This window comes from Streptomyces sp. NPDC088194 (assembly GCF_040702025.1).
Taxonomy (GTDB): Bacteria; Actinomycetota; Actinomycetes; order Streptomycetales; family Streptomycetaceae; genus Actinacidiphila.
In genome coordinates, this window is record NZ_JBFBIV010000018.1 from 17895 (window position 1) to 44461 (window position 26567).

Below are 26567 nucleotides of genomic sequence, written 5' to 3' on the forward strand. Positions count from 1 at the left end.
CCCGCGCACCTGCGCGTGACCGATCCGTCGGCCCCGTCTGTTCGCAGACGGGGCCGAACCTTGTAACCCTGATGGTGTACGTCTGCCTTCCCAGCGCCTGGAGAACCGAGGCGCGGACATCCGAGGAAAGGACCGCCCCCGTGACCGAGGCAGCAGCGGAGCTTCCCGCGCCGCCCGAGCAGGCCAAAGAGGTCTTCGGCGACCGGTTCGGCGATGCGGTGCGCTACGCCGGGCTGCTCGCCGACGTGGGGGTCCAGCGTGGGCTGATCGGCCCGCGCGAGGTGCCCCGCCTGTGGGAACGGCACCTGCTGAACTGCGCGGTGCTCTCCGAGGTGGTCGAGGCGGACGTGTCGGTCTGCGATGTCGGCTCCGGTGCCGGGCTGCCCGGTATCCCGCTGGCACTAGTCCGGCCGGATCTGGAGATCACCCTGCTGGAGCCGCTGCTGCGGCGGACCACCTTCCTCGAAGAAGTGGTCAGGCTGCTCGATCTGGCGAACGTCACGGTGGTACGCGGCCGGGCCGAGGAGATGGTCGGCCTGCTGGCACCGGTGGACGTGGTGACCGCCCGCGCGGTGGCCCCGCTGGAACGGCTGGCCGGCTGGGGTCTGCCGCTGCTGCGGCCGCACGGTGAGATGGCCGTCCTCAAGGGCGACACCGCGGAGGAGGAGCTGAAGGCGGCCCGAGCTGCCCTCGGCCGGCTCGGTGCGGTGGGCGCGACGGTGGTGCACGTCGGCGAGGGCGTCGTCGAACCGCTCTCCACAGTGGTCCGGGTCCAGGTCGGCGAGAGCCCCGGAGGGGTACGGGCGGCCAGCAGGCGGGCCAAGGCGGCGCGCGCACACCGTGCCTCGCGCAACGGTGCGGGCGGCCGGCGCCGGCGCTGAGGGCAGCGGTCCATCCTCAGTCTGTCGCCGCCGCCCGCGTCATCTGGCGGCGGCGACGTTCGTGAAGCCCCCGGGCCGTCTCCCAGGTCGGCTTTCTACGCCATCCAACCGGCCAAAACGGAACAATCCGGAGTGTCTACGGAGTTAGTGTCGCGCCGCTGTGCATCGTGTTCCACGTGAAACGTCGCTCACTGCTCCCCGGAGTTCTCACCCGTGGCCGCGCCGCGGCCGAAGCGCATGCCAGTAAACCCGTCAAGAAGACCCCTCCTGTGGATAGTTCTCGGGATTTATCCACAGGCGGCCGGGGCTCGCTGGTTCAGCACCCCTCAGGCATGGCAGGCTCTCCTCATAGCGAGCCTGAAGTCGAGGAGAGTGAGTCCTTGCGGTCCGACGCCAACATTGCGGGACCGATGGCCGATCCGGTCCCCGGTCCCCGCTCAGCCGAAACCGCCGGAGGACCCCTGTCCGGGCCCCCGGGGTACGGGAGCGATGTTTCACGTGAAACATTGCCTCCCATGGATGACACCCCTATTGGCCGCGCGGCCCAGTTGGCCGTCGAAGCACTCGGCCGCGCCGGCGAGGGGCTGCCCAGACCTGCCCAGACCCGGGTGATGGTGGTCGCCAACCAGAAGGGCGGGGTGGGGAAGACCACCACCACCGTCAACCTGGCGGCCTCCCTGGCACTGCACGGCAACCGCGTTCTGGTGATCGACCTCGATCCCCAGGGCAACGCCTCCACCGCGCTGGGCATCGACCACCACGCCGAAGTCCCGTCGATCTACGACGTCCTGGTGGAGAGCAAGCCGCTCTCCGACGTCGTGCTCCCGGTCGCCGATGTCGAAGGGCTCTTCTGCGCACCCGCCACCATCGACCTGGCGGGTGCGGAAATCGAACTCGTCTCCCTGGTCGCTCGTGAGAGCCGGCTACAGAAGGCGATCGAGGGCTATGAACAGCCGCTGGACTACGTGCTGATCGACTGCCCGCCCTCGCTCGGCCTGCTGACGGTGAACGCCCTCGTGGCCGGCGCCGAGGTTGTCATCCCGATCCAGTGCGAGTACTACGCGCTGGAGGGTCTGGGTCAGCTCCTCAAGAACGTCGACCTGGTCCGTGCCCACCTCAACCCGCGGCTGCACGTCTCCACGATCCTGCTGACGATGTACGACGGCCGGACCCGGCTGGCGGCCCAGGTCGCGGAGGAGGTGCGCACCCACTTCGGCAAGGAGGTGCTGCGCACCAGCATCCCCCGGTCGGTGCGTATCTCGGAGGCGCCCAGCTACGGCCAGACCGTGCTCACCTACGACCCGGGTTCCAGTGGCGCCCTCTCCTACCTGGAGGCGGCCCGGGAGATGGCCCTACGGGGCCTTCCTGCCAACATCGCGGTCGAGTACGACCCGGAGCACGCCGAACAGCACCAAGAGCACAACCCGCACAGTATGTCGGAGGGGATTCAGTGAGTGATCGACGCAGAGGGCTCGGCCGTGGTCTTGGCGCGCTGATCCCGGCCGCGCCGCAGTCGGCCGGTGGCACGTCCGCGAACCAGGCGACGTTGGACCGCGGTGTCGCCGCGGCCAAGGTGGCCGGACTGACGGACCGCCGCGCGGCCGAGGCCGTACCCGCGGTGGTGGACATCCCTGTTTCACGTGGAACCGAACCGGACCTGTCCGGGGCGGAGGCGCCGGTCACCGGTGCCTACTTCGCGGAACTCGCGTTGGATGCCATCACCCCGAATCCTCGGCAGCCGCGAGAGGTCTTCGACGAGGACGCCCTCAACGAACTCATCACCTCCATCAAGGAGGTGGGCCTGCTCCAGCCGGTGGTGGTGCGGCAGATCGACACCGCTCGCTATGAGCTGATCATGGGTGAGCGCCGGTGGCGCGCCTGCCGGGAGGCGGGGCTCGAGCGCATCCCGGCGATCGTTCGCGCCACCGACGACGAGAAGCTGCTGCTGGACGCCCTCCTGGAGAACCTGCACCGGGCTCAGCTCAACCCGCTGGAGGAGGCCGCGGCTTACGACCAACTGCTGCGTGACTTCGCCTGCACCCATGAGCAGTTGGCCGACCGGATCGGCCGCTCCCGCTCGCAGGTGTCCAACACGCTGCGCCTGTTGAAGCTCTCGGCACCGGTACAGCGCCGGGTCGCCGCCGGGGTGATCTCGTTCGGGCACGCCCGGGCGCTGCTCTCCCTGGACGATGCCGACGAGCAGGACCGGCTGGCCCATCGGATCGTTGCCGAGGGGCTGTCGGTGCGCGCGGTCGAGGAGATCGTGACGCTGATGAACAGCGAGCCCGCGACCGCCCGTAAGGTCGCCGCGCCGCGGGCCGGCCGTCGGGTCTCGCCGGCGCTGACGCACCTTGCCACCAGGCTCTCAGATCGCTTCGACACCAGGGTGAAGGTCGACCTGGGTCAAAAGCGCGGAAAGATCGTTGTGGAGTTCGCCTCGATAGAGGATCTGGAGCGCATCCTGGGATCAATGGCCCCCGGTGAGGGCAAGGTCCTGGAGAACCGGCTGGAGGCCGAATCCGAGGACGGTGACGACGCCGAGGACAGCGCCGAGTGACCTGTCGGCACCCCGGCAGGCTGCGCCGGGGTGCCGACAGGCTGGTTGGCTGACAGAAACGGGGTCTTCGCCAGATGGGACGTCGGCTCGCACCGCTCACTCTCGACAATCTCACCGACCTTCCCAAACCGTGTCGACGCTGTGTCTTCTGGGAGCTCGATCCGGTCAGCGGTGAAGCGGCCGTCAAGGCAGGCCGACCCGAACTGGAGAAGGAGTCCTGGATCTCCGCGGTGCTGCTGGAGTGGGGCTCATGCGGCCGACTGGTCTACGTCGACGAGATGCCAGCCGGCTTCGTGCTCTATGCCCCGGCCGCCTATGTGCCCCGCTCCACCGCCTTCCCCACCAGCCCGGTGTCGGGAGACGCCGTCCAACTGATGACGTCCCGGGTGCTGCCGGGCTTCCAGGGGCAGGGGCTCGGCCGGGTACTCGTGCAGACCGTCGCGAAGGATCTGGTCCGCCGTGGCTTCCGGGCCATCGAGGCGTTCGGCGACGCCACGTGGGAATCCCCCGACTGCGTGCTCCCCGCCGACCATCTGACCGCCGTGGGCTTCAAGACGGTACGGCCGCATCCGCGCTTCCCCCGGCTGCGGCTGGAGTTGCGCACCGCGCTCTCCTGGCGGGAAGACGTCGAGATGGCGATCGACCGCCTGCTGGGAGCGGTACAGAAAGAGCCGGCCCTGCGGCCGCTGTGACCGCTGTGACCGCTCCGACGATGGAGACGCAGAAACGGCGGTGGTCGTGTTCCACGTGGAACACGACCACCGCCGTTTGCTTCGGCCCAGCGGGCCTGGAGCTGTGTCAGCCGATGAAGTCGGCGAGGTCCCTGACGAGGGCACCCTTCGGCTTCGCGCCGACGATGGTCTTCACGACCTCGCCGCCCTTGTAGACGTTGAGTGTCGGGATCGACATGACACCGTACTTGGCGGCGGTCACCGGGTTCTCGTCGATGTTGAGCTTGACGATGGTGATCTCGTCCGCGTGCTCGGCCGCGATCGCCTCAAGCGACGGGGCGATCTGGCGGCACGGGCCGCACCACTCCGCCCAGAAGTCGACCAGCACGGGCTTGTCGCTGGCGAGGACCTCCTCCGCGAAGGTTGCGTCCGTCACGTGCTTGGGCTTGGTGTCGCCCGTGGTGTTCTCGGCCACGGCGGGCCTCCTCAGGTTTCGGTGCGTATGAGAGGGAGTGCTGACGCGAGGTCAGGCGGTCTTCTCGGCGTCGGTGAGCGCCGCGAGGTAGCGCTCGGCGTCGAGCGCGGCCGAGCAGCCGGTGCCGGCAGCGGTGATCGCCTGGCGGTAGGTGTGGTCCACCACGTCTCCGGCCGCGAACACCCCGGGGACGTTGGTGCGGGTGCTCGGCGCCTGCACGGTGAGGTACCCCTCGGCATCCAGGTCGAGCACGCCCTTGAAGAGCTCGGTCCGCGGGTCGTGGCCGATCGCGATGAACAGGCCGGTGACCGGCAGCTCGGAAGTGTCGCCGTTCGTCGTGTTCCGCAGCGTCAGGCCGGCGAGCTTGCCGTCACCCTTGATCTCCGCCACCTCGCTGTCCCAGACGAAGGAGATCTTCGGGTCGGCGAACGCCCGCTCCTGCATCGCCTTGGACGCCCGCAGGCTGTCCCGGCGGTGCACGATCTTCACCGACTTGGCGAACCGGGAGAGGAAAGTCGCCTCTTCCATCGCGGTGTCGCCACCACCGATCACGGCGATGTCCTGGTCGCGGAAGAAGAAGCCGTCACAGGTGGCACACCACGAGACGCCGCGACCGGAGAGCTGGTCCTCGTTGGGGAGGTTGAGCTTGCGGTGCTGCGAGCCGGTCGTGACGATGATGGCCCGCGCCTGGTGGACCGTGCCCGCCGAGTCGGTGACCGACTTGATGTCACCGCTGAAATCGACCGCGACGACATCGTCCGGAATCAGCTCGGCACCGAAGCGCTCGGCCTGGGCCCGCATGTTGTCCATCAGATCCGGGCCCAGGATGCCGTCCCGGAAGCCGGGGAAGTTCTCCACCTCGGTGGTGTTCATCAGCGCACCGCCCGCGGTCACGGAGCCTTCGAAGACCAGCGGGTTGAGAGAGGCACGCGCCGTGTAGAGCGCCGCGGTGTACCCCGCAGGCCCTGAGCCGATGATGATCACGTTACGGACGTCGGTCACGGATGTTTTCCTCGTCTCTGCGAACTACTGCGGGGCCCTGGCTGGACTCTCGTCCTGCCTAACGGATACTACGGGCCCGGCATTCCCCTGTCGGTACGCCGCTCGTGTGCTCGTCCGGGACCGGCTACCGACGCGGATAGGTGCCCTGGAAGAGCACGGTGCCCGGAGTATCGGCCGAGCAGGAGGCATCGACGACGAACGCGTCCACCAGCCCGCTGTCGGCCGGGTGCGGGAGCACCACAAGATACGAGTCGGTGCCCTGGTAGCGGTCCTTGCCGACGGCCAAGGGCGCCTGGGTCCGATGCGTGGCCTTGAACACACATGAAGGCGCGTCGGCCACCACGTGACCCTGGCCTTGGTCTTCACCGTTGCTCGGCGTCGAGCCGGTGCCCTGGCCGGTCCCGTTGAACATCGGGGACACGCCATCGTTGGGGGCTGTGGTGGAACCGCCGCCGGCCCGGTTCGGGGAGTAGGGATCGGCGAGCAGCTGCCGTACCTGGTCGGCGATCGAACCTGTCGCCCGAGTGGAGTCCGATCGCTTGGCGCCGGCGGCACTCGAGGCACTGGCGTCGCTACTCGACGAGTTCTGCCCGGCCGACACCACGCCGTAGACGATGCCGCCGAGCGCGAGGACTCCGACCGCCCAGCCGGCCGCGAGCGTGAAAGCCCGCCGCCGACGGCGTCGGTCGGATCGGTCGGAACGCCCCGGCCCGGTATCGGTGGTGGGACGACCGGCGGGAGCGGCGGATGTTCCACGTGGAACACGGCTCGCGCCGCTCGGCGATGTTCCACGTGGAACATCGCGCTGTGGAACATCGGGCCGACCGTTGTCGTCGGTTGCCGCCTCGGCCGCGAGCGCCGCGTCGATCCGGTCGGCCACGTCGGCGGGCATCTGCTCGTCCGCCGTCAGTTCGCCGAGCAGGCTGCTGATCTCCGTGAGGGAGACCAGGACGTCGGCGCAGAGCGGGCACTCCGCCAGGTGCAGGCGGACCTCGACCGCCCGCTCCGGTGCGAGCAGGTCCTCGGTCAGGTCGGAGATCTCCGTGACCTCGGGATGCGGCCTGCTGTCCGGTGCCGATGTCATCGGTGTCCACCTCCGTCCTGCGTCGATCCTGTTGGTGGGACGGATGTCCCCTCCGCCCGGTTCCGTCCGTTCTCCGGGGCAGGCCGCTGCCCGGGTGGCCGATCAGCGGATGGCCGGCCGGCCGTCGGTGCGGATGGAGCGACCGGTGTCTCTTCCGTGCCGGCCTGCAGATGGCGCAGGAGCGGCAGCAGACGGGCCCGGCCGCGGGCACAGCGGCTCTTCACCGTGCCGGTCGGCACATCGAGAACCGCGGCGGCCTCGGCGACCGGATAGCCCTGCATGTCGACCAGCACCAGCGCGGCACGCTGTTCGACGGGGAGGGTGGCGAGCGCCGCGAGCAGTTCCCGGTGCAGTTCGCCGCGCTCCGCTGGCGCCTCCGCGGACTCGTGCGGCTCCATGAGCGCGTCGAGGCTCTTCTCGTCCGTGACCGGCGAGGTGCGCCGGGAGGAGGCCCTGCGGACCCGGTCCAGGCAGGCGTTCACGGTGATGCGGTGCAGCCAGGTGGTGACGGCCGACTGGCCGCGGAAGGTATGGGCGGAGCGGAAGGCGGACACCAGCGCGTCCTGGACGGCGTCAGCGGCTTCCTCGCGGTCCCCCAGGGTGCGCAGGGCAACTGCCCAGAGCCGATCCCGGTGACGCCGTACCAGCTCGCCGAAGGCGTCAGGATCGCCCGCGACATGGCGGGCGAGAAGCTCGGCGTCCCCGAGTGCGCTTCCCTCCACTGCAGCCCCCCTCGTCCGCTGACCGCCGGGCGCTCAGCCCGTGACGTGGATCTCGGACACCTGGCCACGGAAGTGGCCGTCCGAGGTGGGCGGCAGTGTGGTCAGCCAGACCAGCAGGAAGCGCGTGGTCACCTTGCTCTTCGGGGTGAGCTTCGCCTCCGTGCCCGAACCGCTGGCGACCTTGGTGAAGGTGTTGAAGTCGGTCGGCATCGTGGACGTGACCGCGGGTGCCGCCATCAGGTCCACCGAGGTCTGCCCGACGAAGTCCACCTTCACGCTGCCGACGTTCTTGGCGCTGCCCAGGTCCAGGATCAGTCCGACTCCCGACTTGAGGTTGCCGAAGTGGGCGTCCGTGTACCAGCTGGTCTCCCAGGAGGTGCTCGGACGGTTGTCGTAGGCGAACTTCACCTGCGTCGGGTTCTCGCCGCCGTCCGAACCGAACGGGTCGTAGTCCTTGGCCGTGACGATGGGGATCGGCCCGGCTGACGGTCGCGCCGATGCCTGGCCGCCCTTCTGACCGGTGGGCGTCGGGGTGGCCGAGTGCCCTTCCCGGGATTGCAGGGTGTCCGCGAGCTGCCAGCTGCCGAGGCCGATCGCGACGATCAGCAGCGCGGCCACAGCCCACTTGAGCACCTGGCCGGTGCGGCCCGGCAGTGCGGGCGGCGGTCCGGCGATCACGGGCGCCTGGCGGGGAGCACCGGCCCTCGGCGGGGCCGGGGGCTGCTGGAAGGATGCCACTCCGTAGGCCGGTGAGGGCTGCTCCGGGGGCCGGATGCGCGGGATGCCCGCGACGACCTTGGCCAGCTCCTCCGGGGTGGTGCAGGGCGGCTCCTCGCGAGAAGCGGTGGCGCCGTCGTTGGCGAGGGCGCGCATCGCGATCTCCGACAGGCCGCGGTGGACGCCGGCCCGGACCTGGTCGGGGGCGATCAGGCCGACGCCCTTGGGCAGGCCGGTCAGACCGTGGGCGTCCTCCTCGTACGGCCAGCGCTGGGTCAACGCGGCGTACAGTAGCGCGCCGATCGCCTCGGTGTCCTGCCGCCGCTGCTGGTCCGACTTCAGGCCGCGCAGCGCCGCGGCGACGGCGAGCCCGCGGATGCGGTACTGGCCGGAGACCGTGCGCAGTACCGCGCCCGGGTCGAGCCGCAGATGGGACAGGCCCTCGCGATGGGCGGCCGCCATGCCCTGGGAGACCTGGCTGACCATCTGGTACGCCTCGTGCGGCTCCAGCGGGCCGGTCCTGAGCAGATCCCCGAGCGAGACGGCGTCGGGCAGCCATTCGTGGATCACGTAGACGAGGTCGTTGTCCTCGACGGCGTCGAGGACCTGGACGAAGCGGGGGTCGCCGAGCAGGGCGGCGGAGCGGGCCGCGGCCATCACCGGACGGGCCTGCGGGTGGTCGGCGGGCAGTACGTGGACGCCGACCGCCCGGCGCAGCTTCTCGTCGACCGCGCGCCAGCTGCTGAAGCCGTCGACCCGGGTCACGCATTCGGCGAGCTGGTAGCGGCGGGCCAGCTTGTGGCCGCTGTGCAGATCGGGAGCGGTGATCCGGGGCTTGGCCGGAGCAGGGGCGGGCGCGGGCGGCGCCGTGGCCGTCTTGGTGGCGGTCTTGGCGGACTCGGGGCTCGGCTGCGCGGGTTCGCCGGGTCGATCGGCGCCGGCGGCCTTGGCGGGCTTGCCGACGGGCGCTACGGGCTCGGCCGGCGGGACGGCTTCGAGGGGTTCGGTCGGCTCGGCGGGGCCGGTGTCCTCGTCAGCGGCCTCGATCCGTACGGTGTCCTGGGCCGTGCTCTCGCTCGGCGGCCCCGCGATCGGTTCGGCGGCCGGTTCGGTGTCGGGCTGCTCCTGGGCTGTGGTGTCCTCGGCGGTGCCGCTGGTCTGCTCGTCCGTCGTGGTGCCGTCGGGAGTGGCGCTGCCCTGCCGGGCGGAGGACGAACCCTCGCCGCCCTCGTTGGCCACTCCGACGGCGGCCGTGCTCCGATCCGCCACCGTCGTTCCTGCCTCCCCATCCATTGCACGTTCTCACGTCACGCCGATGACAATTGTGCCCGCACTCCGGCTCTATGCACGACACACAGCCCACCATGATGGTTGTGCGGTACGGAGCGGGAAAGCCTGGGCACGTGTTCAGCGGCCGAGACGACCCCGCACCATCCCGATCATCGCGGTCATCTCCTCGATTCTCATCCGCTTGGCCGCGATCACGAACACGCCCAGCAGCAGCCCGCCGCCGACCACCAGAGCGGCCATCGAGCCGGCCGCGCCGCTGCCCAGGGCCTTGAGGATGACGACCACGGCGATCCCGGCCACGGCCGCCGCGGGCACGCAGGCGCCGGTGAGCCGGGCGTAGGTGCGCATGACCCGCTTGCCGTCCAGGTCGCCCTGCAACCGTCCGCGCAGCCGCTTGGCGGCCACCCCGACACCGACCGCGTACGCGAGGCCGTAGGAGAAGGCCATGCCGACGACGGCCCACCGGGTGGGCAGGATGAGGAAGGAGATGACGGAGGCGATCGCGTTGACCGCGGCCACCACCACCGTGTTGTAGAAGGGGGTGCGGGTGTCCTCGAAGGCGTAGAAGCCGCGCAGGATCACGTACTGGGCGGAGAACGGGATCAGCCCGACTCCGAAGGCCATCACGATGAAGCCGATGTTCCGGGCGGACTCCGCGCCGGTGCTGGCGTACAGCAGGCCGCACATCGGCACGCCCAGCGCCAGGAAGGCGAACCCGGCGGGCACGATCGCCACCGCCGATGTCCGCAGGCCGTAGGAGATGTCGTCGCGGACCGAGGCGATGTCGCCGTCGGCGGCCGCCCGGGAGATCCGCGGCAGTACCGCCGCCATCACCGAGACGGTGATGATGGCCTGTGGCATCTGCCAGATCAGCAGCGCGTTGTTGTAGGCGGTGATGCCTGTGCCCTGGTAGCCGCTCTTGTCCGCGTCGGCGCCCGCCCAGGTGGCGAGCTGGGTGACGACGATCAGCCCGGCCTGGTTGGCCAGCACGAAGAAGAACGTCCACTTCGCCAGCTTGGCGGTGTGGCCCAGGCCGTGGCCGCGCCAGTCGAAGCGCGGCCGGAACTTGAAGCCCGCGTCCCGTAGGTACGGCAGCATCGACAGCGACTGGACCACCAGGCCCAGCAAGGTGCCCATGCCCAGCAGCCGAGCGCCTTGCGGGGTGATCGTGCTGGAGTCCATCCGGGTGCTGCTGAAGGGGCCGTAGACCCAGATGAACATCAGGAAGGTGAAGATCACCACGATGTTGTTGAGCACCGGCGTCCACATCATGGCGCCGAACCGGCCGCGGGCGTTGAGCACCTGCCCCATCACGACGTGCACGCCCATGAAGAAGATCGTCGGCAGGCAGTAACGGGCGAAGGAGATCGCCACGTCGTACGAGTCGGGGTTCTGCGCGATCTTCGGGGACATCATCTTGACCAGCAGCGGCGCTCCGGCCACGGTGATCGCCACGATGCCGCCCAGCACCACCATGACCACGGTCAGCAGCCGGTTGGCGTAGGCCGCGCCGCCGTCCTCGTCGTTCTTCATCGCGCGGGCGAGCTGCGGCACGAAGACGGAGTTCAGGCCGCCGCCGATGGTGAGGATGTAGATCATCGTCGGCAGCACGTTGGCGACCGCGTAGGAGTCGCCGAGGGTGGCCACACCGATCGCGGCGGCGATGACCAGGGTGCGCACGAAGCCGGTCACCCGGGAGACCAGGGTGCCGGCGGCCATGAGCGCGCTGGACTTGAGGATGTTGCCGGCCTTGCCGCCGCTGGTGGGCGCGACGACCGGGATCTGACCGGTGGCGTCCCGCGGCGGCAGTCCGGTGCCCTCCACCGGGGCGCCGGCCGGCACCCCGGCCGGGGCCGGCTGACCGGGCTGCGGCTGGTACGCCGGGGCGTATCGGGGGTCGGCGTAGCGCGGGTCCGCATAGCCGGCGCCGGCGCCCTGGCCGTACTGCCGGGGATCGACCTGCTGCGGGTCGACGTAGCCCTGCTCGACGTACTGGTGGTCGCCCTGGTAGGTGGTCGGCTGCCCGTACGGCTGTTCCTCGTACGCGGGCTCGGAGTAACCGGTGCCTTCGTTGTCGGGGACCTGCGGGTAGCCGTACGGCTGGGCGTAGCCGGGCTGGGGCTGCTGGTAGTAGCCCTGGCGCGGGTCCTGCGGCTGCTGGTACGCCTGCTGGTAGCCCTGTCCCTGCTGCTGCGGGTCCTGCTGCGGTGGGGCGTACCCGCCCTGCTGCTGGTCGCGGAAGAGGTGCTCGTAGGAGTCGAAGACCGGAATCGCGCCGGTCTGGCCGAGGTCGTCGACATAGAGCGAGGCCGGGTTGTCGCCGTACGTCATCTGCTGGTAGGTCGCGGGAGACGGCTGCTGCCAGTAGTAGCCGGCCTGCTGCTGAGCTTGCTGAGCCTGCGGGGGGTGCGGCTGCTGCGGGGGGTGCGCCGACTGGTCGTAGAACTGGTCGCCGGACGGGCCGGGCCCCGCGGGGCCCGGCTGGGGGTACTGCTGCGGGTACGGCTGCTGGTAGGCGTAACCGTCCTGCGCATAGGGGTCGGGTGGCGCGGCGTGCTGCTCGGGCGTGTGAGGCATCTGGCCCGCAGCGTCGCGATCACCGTCGTACGGCGCGTTCATCAGTGCCCCACCTTATTGTCCGCTGGCTATCCGTCCACTTTCTCACCTGCCGGGGACGGCTCGGTGCTGTCCTGGCCGGTGTCAGCTGCAGGGTCACCCGGCTGCTCGGGCCCGGTGCCGTCGGTGTCGCCGCCGCCGTCGCCGTTCGCTCCGCCGTTCGTGCCACCGTTCGTGCCACCGTTCGTGCCGCCTTCCGCGGCTGCGTGGCGTTTGCGCTGACGATAGATCCGTACCCCGGCGAGCACCAGAAGCAGCAGACCGGCCGCGATGATCAGCATCACCAGGTCGGTGACGTTGGTGAGCTGGACCTTGAAGTCCACGGTGCCGCCGTACAGCGCGCCGTTCTGGGTGTAGAGGTGTGCGGTGATCTGTGCCGGACCGTTGGCGCTCGCCGTGGTCTGGAATTTCAGGGTACGGGTATGGCCGCCGTCGATGGTGATCGGCTGCTGCGGGTCCTTGATCTTGAGCCGGATGTTGGAGTTGGAGCTGAGCCGCAGCACCAGGCCGTTGATCTGCTGGCCCAGCTCGTTCTTCACGGTGACCGGAATGGTGCCGCTGCGGCCGGAGAGTGTGAGATTGGACTTCTGCAGGATGTGGACCGAGTCGATCAGGTCGGTGAGGTAGGTGCCGATCGAGTCGCGGTACGCCTTCTCGCCGCTGTCGTCGCCGCGCCACCCGGTGGAGGTCGCCCGCAGCATCGCGTTGCGGAACGGCACGGTCACGCGGTCCTTGATGGTGAGGATCACCACGAAGTCGTTGAGGTTGAGCTGCACCTCGTGGAGTTGCCGGAAGGCGTCGACGGGCAGTTCCTGCTTGCGCAGCGACTTCGGGTAGGCGCTGGACGAGGGAACCTTGTGGTTGGCCTTCGGGTCGGCCTTCGCCTTGGCGGCGGTGCCGTAGTCGGCCGACTCCGCCCACTGGCTGCTGTCCGCCGCGGCGATCGCGACCGCCATCGCCTTCGCCTGCGCGATGCTCGGCATGCGCTGCGGTGCCACCACGATGCTGCGCTGCGTGTCCGGCGCCTCGAGAGTGATCAGCAGGGTCTGCGCGAGGTAGTCCTGGATCGCGAGGCCGGCGTTCTGCGGCTTGCTCATGTCGCCGTCGAAGTCGGTGGACAGCACCGCGTCGGTGTTCACCGCGGTGGTGCCCCCGCCGATGGAGCGGGCCGAGGTCGGGGTGTGGTCGAGTGTCGCGTGCTCCCGGAGGGAGTCGTTGCGGGTGATGATCTGGTCGGCGCCGGAGGCCCGCGCCACGGACACCACGGACGGGTCGATCGCGCCGTCCACCGGCCAGGCCACGTTGGTGAGGGACTGGACGCCGAGGATGAGGTCGACCGTGGTCTTGCCCAGGGCGGTGCCGGTCTTCACCAGGTTGAGGTCGCTGGTCTGTCCCTTGGCGTGGTGGGCGAGCGAGGCGATGTCCGGATCGCCGAACGGCAGCGCCACCACCTGGTGACCGGCGACGGCCGTCTTGAGTGAGTTCAGCCACTGCTTGGCCACCGTCGAGCCGGTGCCGTCGGTGGGGTGAGTGACATCACCACCTGGTCCGGCCACCCGGTAGGGCTTCGTCATCGCCTCGACGGTGGCCAGCAGATCGGGGTCGATGACCCACGTGACCGGCAGGGTGCTGCCGAGCCTGATCATCTCGTCGAGCCGGCCGCCGGGCTTGAGCTCCTTGACCAGGTCGTCGTCGGTGAAGATCGGGCTCTGCTGGGAGTCGCTGTCCCCGCGCGGGTCGACGTGCGGCCGGTCCGTGAGCGGCCACAGATTGGTGAGCCGGGTCGACTTCGCGCCGCTGCTGTTGCCGTACCAGGGCAGGAAGACCCGCTTGATGCCGAGGACGTGGTCGGCCGGCACCTCGGCGTTCTGTCCGTCCAGCGCGATACCGACCACGTACACGCCGCCGGAAGGACCGAGGTAGAGGGCGCTCACCGGGATCTTCATGGTGAATTTCGCGCTCTGACCGGGCGCGAGGTCCGGCATGGTGACCTGGTGGCCGTTGATGTCCTTGCCGTCCAGGGTGACGTCGAATCCGGTCCTGGACTCCTCGCTCAGCAGCGCGCTGCGCGTGTGCACCGCTCCGCCGGGCGGCACGTGGGCGGCCATCCGCGCATCGGTGATCTTCGACTTGCCGTTGTTCACCACGGTGCCGGTCACCGTGATCGAGTCGCCCGAGGACGGGATGCGGGGGCTCAGGTCGGTGACGGTCACCGCGGCCGCACGCGAGCCGGTGGCGGCCGTTGCCGCCAGTTCCGGGGCGGCGTGCGAGGTGGTGGCTCCCACGGCCTGCAGCAGGCCGGTGAGGAGCGCGGCTCCGGCAAGGAGTGCTGTGCCCCGCAGCAGCCGTCGGCGCGGTGCCGTCGGAGCCCTACCGGCTGCCTGTGCCGCCTCGCCCACGCGCTCGCCCGTCCCTCGTTCGTCGTCTGCCGGTGGGTGCCACCGGTCGGTCGTCCGTCTGCCTTGTGCGTCCTGCGGAAGTGCGTGGTGGCATGTTAACGATCGTCGAGGTGTCCAAGTGCTGTGCGTCCGCCACAGGTACGCCACAGCTCGTGGGAAACCGGCGCGCCAGGGCCCGCCCGCGCCCCGTACCCTTTGACGTTGTGCCGAACGTCAGCAATGCCGCCCAGACCCCGCAGGCCCACCACCGGATCGAGCCGGTGGCCGAAGACCTCGGCCGGTTGTTCAGCGCCGCCGGTTTCAAGCTCGCCTTGGTCGGCGGCTCGGTCAGGGACACCCTGCTCGGCAGGCTCGGCAACGACCTGGACTTCACCACCGATGCCCGTCCCGAGCAGGTACTGAAGATCCTGCGGCCGTGGGCGGACGCGCTGTGGGAGGTCGGCATCGCCTTCGGCACGGTCGGTGCCCGCAAGGACGTGCCCGCCGGCGAGGGCGAGGAGGCCAGGAGCTTCCAGGTCGAGGTGACCACTTACCGGTCCGAGGTGTATGACCGGACCTCGCGCAAGCCGGAGGTCTCCTACGGCGACACCATCGAGGAGGACCTGGTGCGCCGGGACTTCACGGTGAACGCGATGGCCGTGGCGCTGCCCGAGACGCAGTTCGTGGACCCCTACGGCGGCCTGGACGACCTGGCGGCCCGGCTGCTGCGTACGCCGGGTACCCCGGAGTCGTCGTTCTCCGACGACCCGCTGCGGATGATGCGAGCGGCCCGGTTCGCCGCCCAGCTCGACTTCGAGGTGGCGCCCGAGGTGGTCGCCGCGATGACGGCGATGGCCGACCGGATCACGATCGTGTCCGCGGAGCGGGTCAGGGACGAGCTGAACAAGCTGCTGCTCTCCGACCACCCCCGCAAGGGCCTGCGGCTGCTGGTGGACACCGGGCTCGCCGATCAGGTGCTCCCCGAACTGTCGGCGCTGCGGCTGGAGCGGGACGAGCACTTCCGGCACAAGGACGTGTACGAGCACACCCTGACCGTGCTGGAGCAGGCGATCGACCTGGAGACCGACGGACCCGATCTGGTGCTGCGGCTGGCCGCACTGCTGCACGACATCGGCAAGCCGCGGACCCGTCGCTTCGAGCCGGACGGCCGAGTCTCCTTCCACCACCACGAAGTGGTGGGCGCCAAGATGACCAAGTCCCGGATGACGAAGCTGAAGTACCCCAACGAGCTGGTGAAGGACGTCTCCCGGCTGGTCGAGCTGCACCTGCGCTTCCACGGCTACGGCAGCGGCGAGTGGACCGACTCGGCCGTACGCCGCTATGTGCGGGACGCCGGCCCGCTGCTGGAGCGGCTGCACCGGCTGACCCGCTCCGACTGCACGACCCGCAACAAGCGCAAGGCCGCGGCGCTGTCCCGTACCTATGACGGGTTGGAGGCGCGGATCGCCGAACTTCAGGAGCGCGAGGAGCTGGACGCGATCCGTCCGGATCTGGACGGCAACCAGATCATGGGGATTCTCGGGGTCCCACCGGGCCCGGTGGTCGGCAAGGCGTACCAGCACCTGCTGGAGCTGCGGCTGGAGAACGGCCCGCTCGGCGAGGACGCGGCCGTGGCCGCGCTGAAGGAATGGTGGGCGGCGCAGAGCTGATGCCGGCGGGGAGCTGGCTGAGGTCGAGCGCGTCCCCTGCCGAGGGCCTGACGTCGAGAGGCTGCCGCCACGGATTGATGCCGGACGGGTCGATGTTTCACGTGGAACATCGATCGTCTCCGGTCCGGTGCCCTCAGCCGTTCTGCCTTCAGCCGTTCTCCTCCGCTTCCTGTTCCACGTGGAACATCGCCGGCCGATGTTCCACGTGGAACATCGCGTAGCCGACCCCCGCGTAGATCAGCGCCAGGACGATCACCAGCATCGAGGAGCGGCCGTCCGACGGCAGGATCAGGGCGGCGATCGCCGCGGCTCCGACGAAGGCCACGTTGAATGCCACGTCATAGAGCGAGAACACCCGGCCGCGGTAAGTGTCGTCGACATGGGTCTGCACGACGGTGTCCGTGGCGATCTTGGCGCCCTGGGTGGTGACGCCGAGCGCGAAGGCGGCCACCATCATCGGAGTCTTCGCGAACGGCAGTGCCAACGGCGGCAGCAGGAGTGCGGACCCGGCCGAGCAGCCGGTGATCCACCCCGCGGTGCCGAACCGGGTGGTGGCCCAGGGAGTGATGACCGCGGCGACGAGGAAGCCGGCAGCGGACAGACCGAGGGCAAGGCCGAGCAGGGCGAGTCCGGCGTTGCTGTCGGACGGGTCCGACCAGGCATAGCGGCACAGCATCAGCAGGGTGACGGTCAGGGCGCCGTAGCAGAAGCGCATCGCCGTCATCGCCGAGAGCGCCTGGCGGGCGGCCGGCCGCTGCCTCAGATGCCCCAATCCCTCGGCGAGGCCGCGCGCGGTGCCGGCGAGTTCGGCGCGTACCCGGGTGCGGCCGCCCCGGATGTCCGGCCCGAGCAGGTCGCGGCCGAGGGTGAGCGCCGACAGGCCCGCGCACAGGTAGAGCACGGCTGCCAGCAGCACGGTGGCCGCGTCGGCGCCGGCTCCCGCCGCGTGGAAGAGGTGCACGACGAACGCGGCGCCGCCGCCCACCGCGGCGGCGAGGGTGCCCGCGGTGGGCGAAAGGGAGTTCGCCGTCACCAGGCGCTCGCCGTCCACCACCCGCGGCAGTGCGGCCGACAGCCCGGCGAGCACGAACCGGTTGACGCCGGTCACCGACAGGGCGGAGAGGTAGAAGAGCCAGTCGGGCACATGGAGCAGGATCAGCCCGGCGGTTCCGCACGAGAGCACGGCCCGCAGGGCGTTGCAGTACAGCAGCACCTGGCGGCGCCGCCAGCGGTCGAGCAGGACCCCGGTGAACGGGCCGAGCAGGGAGTACGGCAGCAGCAGCACCGCCATCGCGGAGGCCACCGCCCCGGGCGACGCCTGCTTCTCCGGCGAGAACACCACGTAGGCGGCGAGCGCGACCTGGAAGACGCCGTCGGAGAGTTGCGACAGCAGCCGTACCGTCAGCAGCCGCCGGAAATCCGGCAGTCGCAGCAGTACCCGAAGGTCACGCAGAACACCCATGTGCACACCTTCACACGACGGACAGGGCCCCGGGTACGCGCCCCGGGGCCCTGCTCAGTCGTTCGGGTCGGTCGACCGACCGTCACATCGTCGTTCTGTCGGCCACCATTTCAGCGGTGAAGCTGTCGTGCGGTGGGCGGCGGTCCGGACGGGAGGTTCAGCGCTCGACGTCGCCGCGGATGAACTTCTCGACGTTCTCGCGGGCCTGGTCGTCGAAGTACTGCACCGGCGGGGACTTCATGAAGTACGAGGACGCCGACAGGATCGGGCCGCCGATGCCGCGGTCCTTGGCGATCTTCGCGGCGCGCAGCGCGTCGATGATGACACCGGCGGAGTTCGGGGAGTCCCAGACCTCGAGCTTGTACTCCAGGTTCAGCGGGACGTCGCCGAACGCGCGGCCCTCGAGGCGGACGTACGCCCACTTGCGGTCGTCGAGCCACTGGACGTAGTCGGACGGGCCGATGTGCACGTTCTTCGCGCCGAGGTCGCGGTCCGGGATCTGCGAGGTGACGGCCTGCGTCTTGGAGATCTTCTTGGACTCGAGGCGCTCGCGCTCCAACATGTTCTTGAAGTCCATGTTGCCGCCGACGTTGAGCTGCATGGTGCGCTCCAGCACCACACCGCGGTCCTCGAAGAGCTTCGCCAGCACGCGGTGCGTGATGGTGGCGCCCACCTGGGACTTGATGTCGTCACCGACGATCGGCACACCGGCCTCGGTGAACTTGTCCGCCCACTCCTTGGTGCCGGCGATGAAGACCGGAAGCGCGTTGACGAAGGCGACCTTGGCGTCGATGGCGCACTGGGCGTAGAACTTCGCCGCGGCCTCGGAGCCGACCGGCAGGTAGCAGACCAGGACGTCGACCTTGCGGTCCTTGAGGATCTCGACGACGTCGACCGGGGTCTCGTCGGACTCCTCGATGGTCTCGCGGTAGTACTTGCCGAGGCCGTCGAGGGTGTGGCCGCGCTGGACCGTCACGCCGGTCTGCGGGACGTCGGCGATCTTGATGGTGTTGTTCTCGCTGGCCCCGATGGCGTCCGCGAGGTCGAGGCCGACCTTCTTCGCGTCCACATCGAAGGCGGCCACGAACTCGACGTCACGCACGTGGTACTCACCGAACTGCACGTGCATGAGACCAGGCACCCTGCTGTCCGGGTCTGCGTCCTTGTAGTACTCGACACCCTGCACCAGCGAGGTGGCGCAGTTTCCCACGCCAACGATGGCTACGCGGACCGAACCCATACCGGTTGCTCCTTGTGAAATAGTCACGCGGTTCCCCGATCCCGGGTCGGCCGCCGTTCTCTTGGTTGTTGTCTAGTCGTCCCGCTCGGGGGTCGGACGCTCGACGCGTCCGGCCCGCTCGGTCTCGATCAGCTCGTTGAGCCATCGGACCTCGCGCTCCACCGACTCCATGCCGTGTCGCTGCAACTCGAGCGTGTAGTCGTCGAGCCGCTCGCGGGTGCGGGCCAGTGACCCGCGCATCCTCTCCAGCCGTTCCTCCAGGCGGCTGCGCCGCCCTTCGAGAACGCGCATCCGGACGTCCTTCGACGTCTGGCCGAAGAAGGCGAACCGGGCGGCGAAGTGCTCGTCCTCCCAGGCGTCGGGGCCGGAGTTGGCGAGCAGCTCCTCGAAGTGCTCCTTGCCCGCGGCCGTCAACCGGTAGACGATCTTCGCCCTGCGGCCGGCGAGGGGCGCGGTCAGCGGCTCGCTGTCCAGCGCCGATTCCTCGATCAGCCACCCCTGGGTGACCAGCGTCTTCAGGCACGGATACAACGTCCCGTAACTGAAGGCGCGGAACACCCCGAGCGAGGTGTTGAGCCGCTTGCGCAGCTCGTAGCCGTGCATCGGGGACTCACGCAGCAGACCGAGAACCGCGAACTCGAGGATTCCGGAGCGCTTGCTCAATCCCTCGTCCCCTCGTCTCCCGATCGGATGTGCCGCCTGTGTGTCGGCTCGATGTATCGACTCGATACATCGTGACGATAGAACGGGCCGAGACATCATGCAAGGCGAGGCGCGGTGACCGGCGTCACATCGGCAAACCTGTGAGCAGCCAACTGCCCGATATGTGACGAACGTTCGTGCCGAGCGGCATTTGACCGTGCGTACTCTGTTCGCCATGCGGAGCACTGGGAACCCTGTGGCGTCAAGGTGCGTCATGATCCTTGGTGCGGTGCGGCCCGATCCAGCCGCGCGCAGGGGGACCCGACCGGAATGTCACCGATGCCTTCAGGCGATCCCGCCTGTCGAGGAGTAGCTGTTCAATGAGCGAGCACCGTCGCAAGCCGCCGCAGTCGCCTTCCGGCGGCCGCGCTGCCGCCCGGCGCGGGGGACAGCAGCCGACGCCCCCCTCCTCCGGTGGCAGGCGAGCCGCCGGAGGCACCCCGCCCGCGGACACGCCGCCGGGCGGCACCCCGGCCGGCGGTACGCACTCCGCGGGCTCGCCTTCAGGCGGCCGCGGCGCCGGCGACGAGCGGCAGCAGCCGTACGAGGGCCGCGCGGCCGCCCGCAGGGCCGCTCAGGGGCGCAGCAGGCGCCGTGCGGCCGCTACCGGCACCGCGGCGGGCGGCGGTCCGGCCGGGCGGGCAGGCCGCCGCCCCGGCAAGAAACGGTTCATCGACTACCCCCGCTTCGGCAAGGTGGGCTGGCGCCACTGGATGCCGTCCTGGCGCCAGATCGCGGCCCTGTGCGTCGGCTTCCTCGGCACCCTGGTCGGCGTGATCGGGATCGCGTACGCGATGGTGAGCGTCCCCAACGAGAACCTCGCGGCCCAGGCGCAGAACAACGTCTACTACTGGGCCGACGGCAGCCAGATGATCGCGACCGGCGGCGAGGTCAACCGCCAGAACGTCACGATCGACGAGATTCCCCAGGCGATGCAGAACGCGGTGATCGCCGGCGAGAACAAGACCTTCGAGACCGACCGCGGCGTCGACCCCAAGGGCATCGCCCGCGCGCTGTTCAACATGGCCAAGGGCGGCGAGACCCAGGGCGGCTCGACCATCACCCAGCAGTACGTGAAGAACACCCGGCTCGACCAGCAGCAGACGTTCAGCCGCAAGTTCAAGGAACTCTTCATCTCGATCAAGGTCGGCGCGACGATGAAGAAGGACAAGATCATGGAGGGGTACCTCAACACCTCCTACTTCGGCCGCGGCGCCTACGGCATCCAGGCGGCGGCCCGTACGTACTACGGCGTCGACGCCATCAAGCTGGACCCGAGCCAGTGCGCCTTCCTCGCGGCGCTGCTCAAGGGCCCGACGTACTACGACCCGGCGGGCAACCCCACGATCGACCCGATCGCGACGGCGGCGAGCAACAAGAAGAACTCGATGATCCGCTGGAAGGACATCCTCGACCTCGAGGTCAAGGACAAGCTGCTGTCCGCCGGCCAGCGAGCGAAGTACACCACCTACCCGATGCCCGACCCGCCGAAGCAGAACGCGCAGATGGCCGGGCAGATCGGCTACATGGTCAACCTCGCCAAGAGCTACGTGATCAACAACAAGATCCTCACCGACGACCAGCTCAACCAGGGCGGCTACCAGATCCACACCACCTTCCAAAAGCCGAAGGTGCAGGCGCTGGAGGCCGCGGTCAAGAAGGTCCAGAAGAAGTCCATCAAACCCGGCGGCACCCATGTGGTGAACGGCGAGGACATGGACAAGTTCGTCCAGTTCGGCGGCGCCTCGGTGAACCCGTCGGACGGCGCGATCGTGGCCATCTACGGCGGCACCGACGCGACCAAGCACTTCACCAACAACGCCGACGAGACCGGCGCCCAGGTCGGGTCGACGTTCAAGCCGTACGTCCTGGCCGCCGCGATGACCTACGGCGTCCGGAACCCGAACGGGGGCGCCACCCAGAGCCTGAGCGAACGGACCCTGGTGTCGCCGGACAGCGAGTTCAGCGGTAAGGACAACCAGCTGATCAACGACTACACCGGCAAACCGTGGATCGGCTACGACAAGAACAACAAGCCGTTCCAGTGGCGCCAGCCGAACGACGACGGCGACAACTTCGGCAGGGTCACCCTGCGGGTGGCGCTGGACAAGTCGCTGAACTCGCCCTACGTCCAGCTCGGCCAGGACGTCGGCACCGACAAGGTGCACGACGCCGCGGTCGCGGCCGGGCTGGTCGCCGACGCCTCCAACGGCCTCGACGACTACAAGAACAGCGTCACGTACTCGATCGGCACCTCCTCGCCGAGCGCGATCCGGATGGCCGACGGCTATGCCACCTTCGACAACCACGGCCGGCAGAACGACCCGTACTCGGTCAGCACCGTCGTCCACAACGGCAAGCAGATCTACAAGCACCAGCTCAAGACCAAGGTCGCCTTCTCCCCGACGGTCGCGGACACCATCACCGACATGCTCACCGACGTGGTGAAGAAGGGCACCGGTACCCCGGCCCAGCTGCCCGGCGGCCGTCCGGCGGCCGGCAAGACCGGTACCACCGACGACAACAAGTCGGCCTGGTTCGACGGGTACACCCCGCAGCTGGCCACCTCGATCGTGATGTTCCGCCGCGACGACCAGTCCCACGACGGCAAGCAGAACGCCTTCCTGCCGATGTACGGCACCGGTGGCGCCATGAAGGTGCACGGTGACTCCTTCCCCGCGCAGATCTGGAAGGACTACATGAGCGCGGCGATGAAGGGCCAGCCGAACAAGGACTTCGAGCAGCCGGCGGAGGAGATCGGCAAGGTCATCTACGGCAACGTGACGAGCCCGACGCCCCCGCCGCCTCCCACCACGCCGCCGACCACGCCGCCGACGACCCCGCCGACGACCCCGCCGACGACGCCGCCGACGACCCCGCCGACGACGCCCACCACGCCCACCACCCCGCCGTGCTCCATCTTCGGCTGCCCCACGTCGCCCACCACGCCGCCCACCGGTACGGACAGCGGCAACACCAACGGGGGCAACACCAACGGTGGGACGGGCAACGGCGGCAGCAACGGCGGCAACGGGTGGCAGGGGACGACGAACAGCACACGAAAGCAATGACCCGGCCGTGACCCCGGCGCCGAGCCGCCGGTGGCACGACCTGTGAGACAGCCTGTGAGAGCCCCCGGAACCGTGACGGTCCCGGGGGCTCTCGCGCACACAGTCCGGTACGGCAGGATGGCGCCATGACGAGCGTGCGCTACCGAGCAGACGACGACCGGCGAGAGTCCCCCGTGCGCCCCACGGACGAGGACCCGGTGGCCGCGGCGGGCAGCGAGTTCATCGGCGGCCCGGCCGGCCGCTGGGCGCTGTCCGGGCACCGCTGGTGGAACCCGCTGCGGGTGATGGTGCTCGTCGTGATCGGCATGTTCGCGCTCGGCATGGTGCAGAAGACGTCCTGCTACTCGGGCGGCTGGTTCCAGCCGCCGCCCAGCGACCAGCAGTACGCCCACGCCTGCTACTCCGACATCCCGCACATGTACACCCAGCGCGGCTTCGGCGCCGACCTGGTGCCGTACTTCGACCGCATCCCCGACTCCCTCAGCGGCTCGGCCGACCTCCACTACCTCGAGTACCCGGTGCTGACCGGGCTGTTCATGGAGGTGGCGTCCTGGCTGACCCCGCCCGGCTCGGGGCAGCACAGCGCGCAGATCTTCTGGATCGCCAACTCCGGGATGCTGATGATCTGCGCGGTCGCGCTGGTGGTGTGCGTGGCGCGCACCAACCGGCGGCGACCCTGGGACGGCCTGTTCGTCGCCCTGTCCCCCGCGCTCGCGCTGACCGCCACCATCAACTGGGACCTGTTCGCGGTCGCGCTGGCGGCGGGCGGGCTGCTGCTGTGGTCGCGCGGCCGCCCGGGCCGGGCCGGCGTACTGATCGGGCTGGCCGCCGCCGCCAAGCTCTACCCGGTACTGCTGCTCGGCGCGCTGTTCCTGCTCTGCCTGCGGGCGGGCCGGCTAAGGCAGTTCGGCCGGACCCTGGGCGCCGCGGTCGCTGCCTGGCTGGTGGTGAACCTGCCGGTGATGGCCTTCGCGCCGCACGGCTGGGCGCAGTTCTACACCTTCAGCAAGGACCGCGGCACGGACTACGGCTCCCTGTGGATGATCGTCAGGGACCGCTCCGGCAACGCGCTCGACGGCGTCAACGAGTACGGCATCGCCCTGATGCTGCTGCTGTGCGTGGGCATCGCCGCGCTCGCCCTGTACGCGCCGCGCCGGCCGCGGCTGGGGCAGATGGCCTTCCTGATGGTGGCCGCGCTGCTGATCAGCAACAAGGTCTACTCGCCGCAGTACGTGCTGTGGCTGTTGCCGCTGGCGGTGCTCGCCCGGCCGCGCTGGCGTGATCTGGCGATCTGGCAGGGCGCGGAGGTGCTGTACTTCCTCGGCATCTGGTACCGGCTGGCCTACCTCAACAGCGCCAAGCACCACGGCCTGACCGCCGACGCGTATCACCTGGCGATCGGTGTGCACCTGCTCGGCGTGCTGTACCTGTGCGCCCTGGTGGTGCGCGACATCCTGCTGCCCGAGCACGACGTGCTGCGGCAGGATGGGTCGGACGACCCGGCCGGCGGTGTCCTGGACGGTGCCGAGGACGCGTTCGTCCTCGGCACACCCGTGCATGAGCCCAAGCACGCGTCGGCGCCGCCGGTGCCGTACGCCGACGGCGGGCCCCACCCCGAGGGCGGGTCCTACACAGGCTGAGCTGGCTTCGGCCGACCGACGCCGGCCGAGGCCCTACGCCGACTGGCGGTCCACGACGCGGTCGAACTGGGTGGTGGTGTGCCGCAGGTGCGCCACCAGCTCGTCGCCGACCGCGGGCGGCGCCACGTCGCTGGGCAGGTACAGGATCGACACCTGCATGTGCGGCGGCTCGGCGAACCAGCGCTGCTTGCCCGCCCACACGAACGGCGACAGGTTGCGGTTGACCGTGGCCAGGCCGGCCCGGGCCACGCCCTTGGCCCGCGGCATCAGGCCGTGCACCGCCTTCGGCGCCTCCAGGCCCACGCCGTGCGAGGTGCCGCCGGCCACCACCACCAGGTGCCCGTCGGCCGCGGCCTTCTCCTGCCGGTAGCCGTACCGCTCGCCCTTGGCGATCCGGGTCACGTCGAGGACCGCGCCGCGGTACTCGGTGGCGTCGTGGTCGCCGAGCCACATCAGCGTGCCGATCCGGGCCCGGAACCGGGTCTGCGGGAACTGCTGCTGGAGGGTGGCCATTTCGGTCGCGCTGAGGTGGCTGACGAACATCGTGTGCAGCGGCAGCCGGGCCGCCCGCAGCCGCTCCATCCAGGCGAAGACCTCCTCCACCGCGTCGCTGCCGTCGGCGCGGTCCAGCGGCAGGTGGATGGCGAAGCCCTCGAGGCGCACGTCGTCGATCGCGGTGTGCAGCTTGACCAGGTCGTCCTCGGAGACGCCGTGCCGCCGCATCGAGCTCATCACCTCGATCACCACCCGGGCGCCGACGAGCCCGCGCACCCCCTCCACCGACGAGACCGAGCGGATCGCCCGGTCCGGCAGCGGCACCGGTTCCTCGCCGAGCCGGTACGGGGTGAGCACCAGGAGATCGCCGCCGAAGTAGTCCTTGATCCGGGCGGCCTCGTAAGTGGTGCCGACCGCGAGCATGTCCGCGCGCAGCCGGGTCGCCTCGTCGGCGAGTCGTTCGTGGCCGAAGCCGTAGCCGTTCCCCTTGCAGACGGGCACGATGCCGGGGAACTGGTCGACCACGGACTGCTGGTGCGCACGCCAGCGCGCGGTGTCGACGTAGAGGGTGAGCGCCATCGCGTGGTCAGGACCTTTCTTCGGTGCTCCGCCCGGAGCTGGTCCGAGCGGAGAGTCGGCCGGTCAGCGGCGCGACATGTAGATGTCGAGTGCCTTGTGGAGCAGCTTGTTGAGCGGGAAGTCCCACTCGCCCAAGTATTCGGCAGCCTGGCCGCCGGTGCCCACCTTGAACTGGATCAGGCCGAACAGATGGTCCTTGTCGTCCAGGGAGTCGCTGATACCGCGCAGGTCGTACACGCTGGCGCCCATCGCGTACGCGTCACGCAGCATTCGCCACTGCATCGCGTTGGACGGGCGCACCTCACGCTTGTGGTTCGCGGAGGCTCCGTAGGAGTACCACACATGCCGGCCGACGGTCAGCATGGTCGCCGCCGCGACCGCCTCGCCCTCGTGCATGGCGAGGTACAGCCGCATCCGGTTGGGCTCCTCGCCGTTGAGCGTGGTCCACATCCGCTGGAAGTAGCTCAGGGGGCGCGGCCGGAAGTGGTCGCGGGTGGCGGTGATCTCGTAGAGGTTCTGCCACACCGGCAGGTCGTCGTAGCCGCCCTGGATCACCTGCACGCCGGCCTTGTCGGCCTTCTTGATGTTGCGGCGCCAGAGCTGGTTGAAACCCTTGAGGATGTCGTCCAGCGAGCGGTTCTCCAGCGGCACCTGGTAGACGTACCGCGGCTGCACGTCGCCGAAGCCCGCGCCGCCGTCCTCGCCCTGCTGCCAGCCCATCCGGCGTAGCCGGTCGGCGACCTCGAAGGCGCGCGGCTCGACGTAGGTGGCCTCGACATCGCGCAGCCGCTTGACGTCGGGGTCGGCGATGCCCGCCTTGACCGCCCCGGCGTCCCAGCGGCGGATGATCACCGGGGGACCCATCTTCACGGTGAACGCACCCTGCTGCTTGAGGTGCTTGAGCATCGGCTGCAGCCACTCGTCGAGGTTCGGCGCGTACCAGTTGATCACCGGGCCCTCGGGCAGGTACGCGAGGTACCGCTTGACCTTGGGGAGTTGGCGGTAGAGCACCAGGCCGACACCGACCAACTCCCCCGTGCCGTCGTCGAACCAGCCGAGGTTCTCCGAGCGCCATTCGTTCTTCACATCGGCCCATGCCGGGACCTGGCAGTGGCTCGCCGAAGACAGGCCCTGGATGTAGTCCAGGTGCTGCTTTCGGCTGATGGTCCTCAGGGACAGGCTCATACGGGGCGCTCCCCATGCTCCGACTGCGGGCTTTTGCTGGCCCGAAGCCTACTGCGGGAGGGGAGCGCCGCCGCTACTGCCCGTCAGCCGTTCCCTCGACGACCGACCGCCGTTTCGCCGAAGGACGACG

Annotated in this window: 19 protein-coding genes; 7 read left to right on the plus strand and 12 right to left on the minus strand. The window is 69.7% G+C overall.

Going from position 1 to position 26567, the window contains the following annotated elements; translation table 11 throughout:
- Window positions 1-140 precede the first annotated feature (140 nt).
- The 4 genes from rsmG to AB0399_RS12465 all read left to right on the plus strand — a co-directional run bounded on the left by rsmG (window position 141) and on the right by AB0399_RS12465 (window position 4130).
- Window positions 141-881 carry a 16S rRNA (guanine(527)-N(7))-methyltransferase RsmG gene (rsmG, locus tag AB0399_RS12450; RefSeq protein ID WP_329366995.1) on the plus strand — a complete coding sequence of 247 codons (741 nt, stop codon included), beginning with the start codon at window positions 141-143 and terminating at the stop codon, window positions 879-881.
- A 332-nt stretch (window positions 882-1213) separates the two neighbouring features.
- Window positions 1214-2335 (plus strand): AAA family ATPase, encoded by a 1122-nt coding sequence (locus AB0399_RS12455; protein WP_328466606.1) that lies wholly within the window; start codon window positions 1214-1216, stop codon window positions 2333-2335.
- Window positions 2332-3438, plus strand: a complete 1107-nt coding sequence (locus AB0399_RS12460) for a ParB/RepB/Spo0J family partition protein (RefSeq protein WP_366411230.1) — start codon at window positions 2332-2334, stop codon at window positions 3436-3438. The genes AB0399_RS12455 and AB0399_RS12460 overlap by 4 nt, the downstream gene beginning before the upstream one ends.
- A 74-nt stretch (window positions 3439-3512) precedes the next feature.
- A complete protein-coding gene (locus tag AB0399_RS12465) occupies window positions 3513-4130 on the plus strand; it encodes a GNAT family N-acetyltransferase (protein WP_329366999.1) in 618 nt (205 codons plus the stop codon).
- Window positions 4131-4236: 106 nt separating this feature from the next.
- Here the strand turns inward: AB0399_RS12465 and trxA are convergent, their stop codons facing one another.
- The 7 genes from trxA to AB0399_RS12500 form a co-directional block, all read right to left on the minus strand.
- Complete coding sequence (gene trxA, locus AB0399_RS12470; RefSeq protein WP_329367001.1) at window positions 4237-4584, minus strand: thioredoxin; 348 nt, start codon at window positions 4582-4584, stop codon at window positions 4237-4239.
- Between the two features lie 51 nt (window positions 4585-4635).
- Window positions 4636-5586, minus strand: a complete 951-nt coding sequence (gene trxB / locus AB0399_RS12475) for a thioredoxin-disulfide reductase (RefSeq protein WP_329367003.1) — start codon at window positions 5584-5586, stop codon at window positions 4636-4638.
- 124 nt (window positions 5587-5710) lie between these two features.
- Window positions 5711-6670: a hypothetical protein gene (locus AB0399_RS12480; protein ID WP_366411231.1), complete on the minus strand. Its 960-nt coding sequence runs from the start codon at window positions 6668-6670 to the stop codon at window positions 5711-5713.
- Entirely contained in the window at window positions 6667-7392 is a 726-nt protein-coding gene (gene sigM / locus AB0399_RS12485; protein WP_366411232.1) for an RNA polymerase sigma factor SigM, read from the minus strand. The genes AB0399_RS12480 and sigM overlap by 4 nt, the downstream gene beginning before the upstream one ends.
- Before the next feature lie 33 nt (window positions 7393-7425).
- Complete coding sequence (locus tag AB0399_RS12490) at window positions 7426-9378, minus strand: serine/threonine protein kinase (RefSeq protein WP_366411233.1); 1953 nt, start codon at window positions 9376-9378, stop codon at window positions 7426-7428.
- A 138-nt stretch (window positions 9379-9516) separates the two neighbouring features.
- Window positions 9517-12018 carry a murein biosynthesis integral membrane protein MurJ gene (murJ, locus tag AB0399_RS12495; RefSeq protein ID WP_366411234.1) on the minus strand — a complete coding sequence of 834 codons (2502 nt, stop codon included), beginning with the start codon at window positions 12016-12018 and terminating at the stop codon, window positions 9517-9519.
- A 26-nt stretch (window positions 12019-12044) separates the two neighbouring features.
- Entirely contained in the window at window positions 12045-14414 is a 2370-nt protein-coding gene (locus AB0399_RS12500) for a DUF6049 family protein (protein WP_366411235.1), read from the minus strand.
- Between the two features lie 203 nt (window positions 14415-14617).
- Between AB0399_RS12500 and AB0399_RS12505 the strand changes: the two genes are divergently transcribed.
- A complete protein-coding gene (locus tag AB0399_RS12505; RefSeq protein ID WP_366411236.1) occupies window positions 14618-16063 on the plus strand; it encodes a CCA tRNA nucleotidyltransferase in 1446 nt (481 codons plus the stop codon).
- A gap of 148 nt (window positions 16064-16211) precedes the next feature.
- On the opposite strand, the gene AB0399_RS12510 is transcribed toward AB0399_RS12505, so the two are convergent.
- The 3 genes from AB0399_RS12510 to AB0399_RS12520 all read right to left on the minus strand — a co-directional run bounded on the left by AB0399_RS12510 (window position 16212) and on the right by AB0399_RS12520 (window position 19428).
- Entirely contained in the window at window positions 16212-17525 is a 1314-nt protein-coding gene (locus AB0399_RS12510) for an MFS transporter (protein WP_366411237.1), read from the minus strand.
- Window positions 17526-17682: 157 nt separating this feature from the next.
- On the minus strand, window positions 17683-18765 hold the full coding sequence (locus AB0399_RS12515) for an inositol-3-phosphate synthase (protein ID WP_329367020.1): 1083 nt from the start codon (window positions 18763-18765) through the stop codon (window positions 17683-17685).
- A 72-nt stretch (window positions 18766-18837) separates the two neighbouring features.
- Entirely contained in the window at window positions 18838-19428 is a 591-nt protein-coding gene (locus AB0399_RS12520; RefSeq protein ID WP_366411238.1) for a helix-turn-helix transcriptional regulator, read from the minus strand.
- 359 nt (window positions 19429-19787) lie between these two features.
- On the opposite strand from AB0399_RS12520, the gene AB0399_RS12525 reads away from it, so the two are divergent.
- On the plus strand, window positions 19788-22538 hold the full coding sequence (locus AB0399_RS12525; protein WP_366411239.1) for a transglycosylase domain-containing protein: 2751 nt from the start codon (window positions 19788-19790) through the stop codon (window positions 22536-22538).
- A gap of 125 nt (window positions 22539-22663) precedes the next feature.
- Window positions 22664-24178 (plus strand): glycosyltransferase 87 family protein, encoded by a 1515-nt coding sequence (locus tag AB0399_RS12530; RefSeq protein WP_329367026.1) that lies wholly within the window; start codon window positions 22664-22666, stop codon window positions 24176-24178.
- A 33-nt stretch (window positions 24179-24211) separates the two neighbouring features.
- Here the strand turns inward: AB0399_RS12530 and AB0399_RS12535 are convergent, their stop codons facing one another.
- Both AB0399_RS12535 and AB0399_RS12540 read right to left on the minus strand, forming a co-directional pair.
- Window positions 24212-25252 carry an alanine racemase gene (locus AB0399_RS12535; RefSeq protein WP_328466573.1) on the minus strand — a complete coding sequence of 347 codons (1041 nt, stop codon included), beginning with the start codon at window positions 25250-25252 and terminating at the stop codon, window positions 24212-24214.
- Window positions 25253-25315: 63 nt separating this feature from the next.
- On the minus strand, window positions 25316-26437 hold the full coding sequence (locus AB0399_RS12540) for a peptidoglycan bridge formation glycyltransferase FemA/FemB family protein (RefSeq protein WP_328466571.1): 1122 nt from the start codon (window positions 26435-26437) through the stop codon (window positions 25316-25318).
- Window positions 26438-26567: the final 130 nt, after the last annotated feature.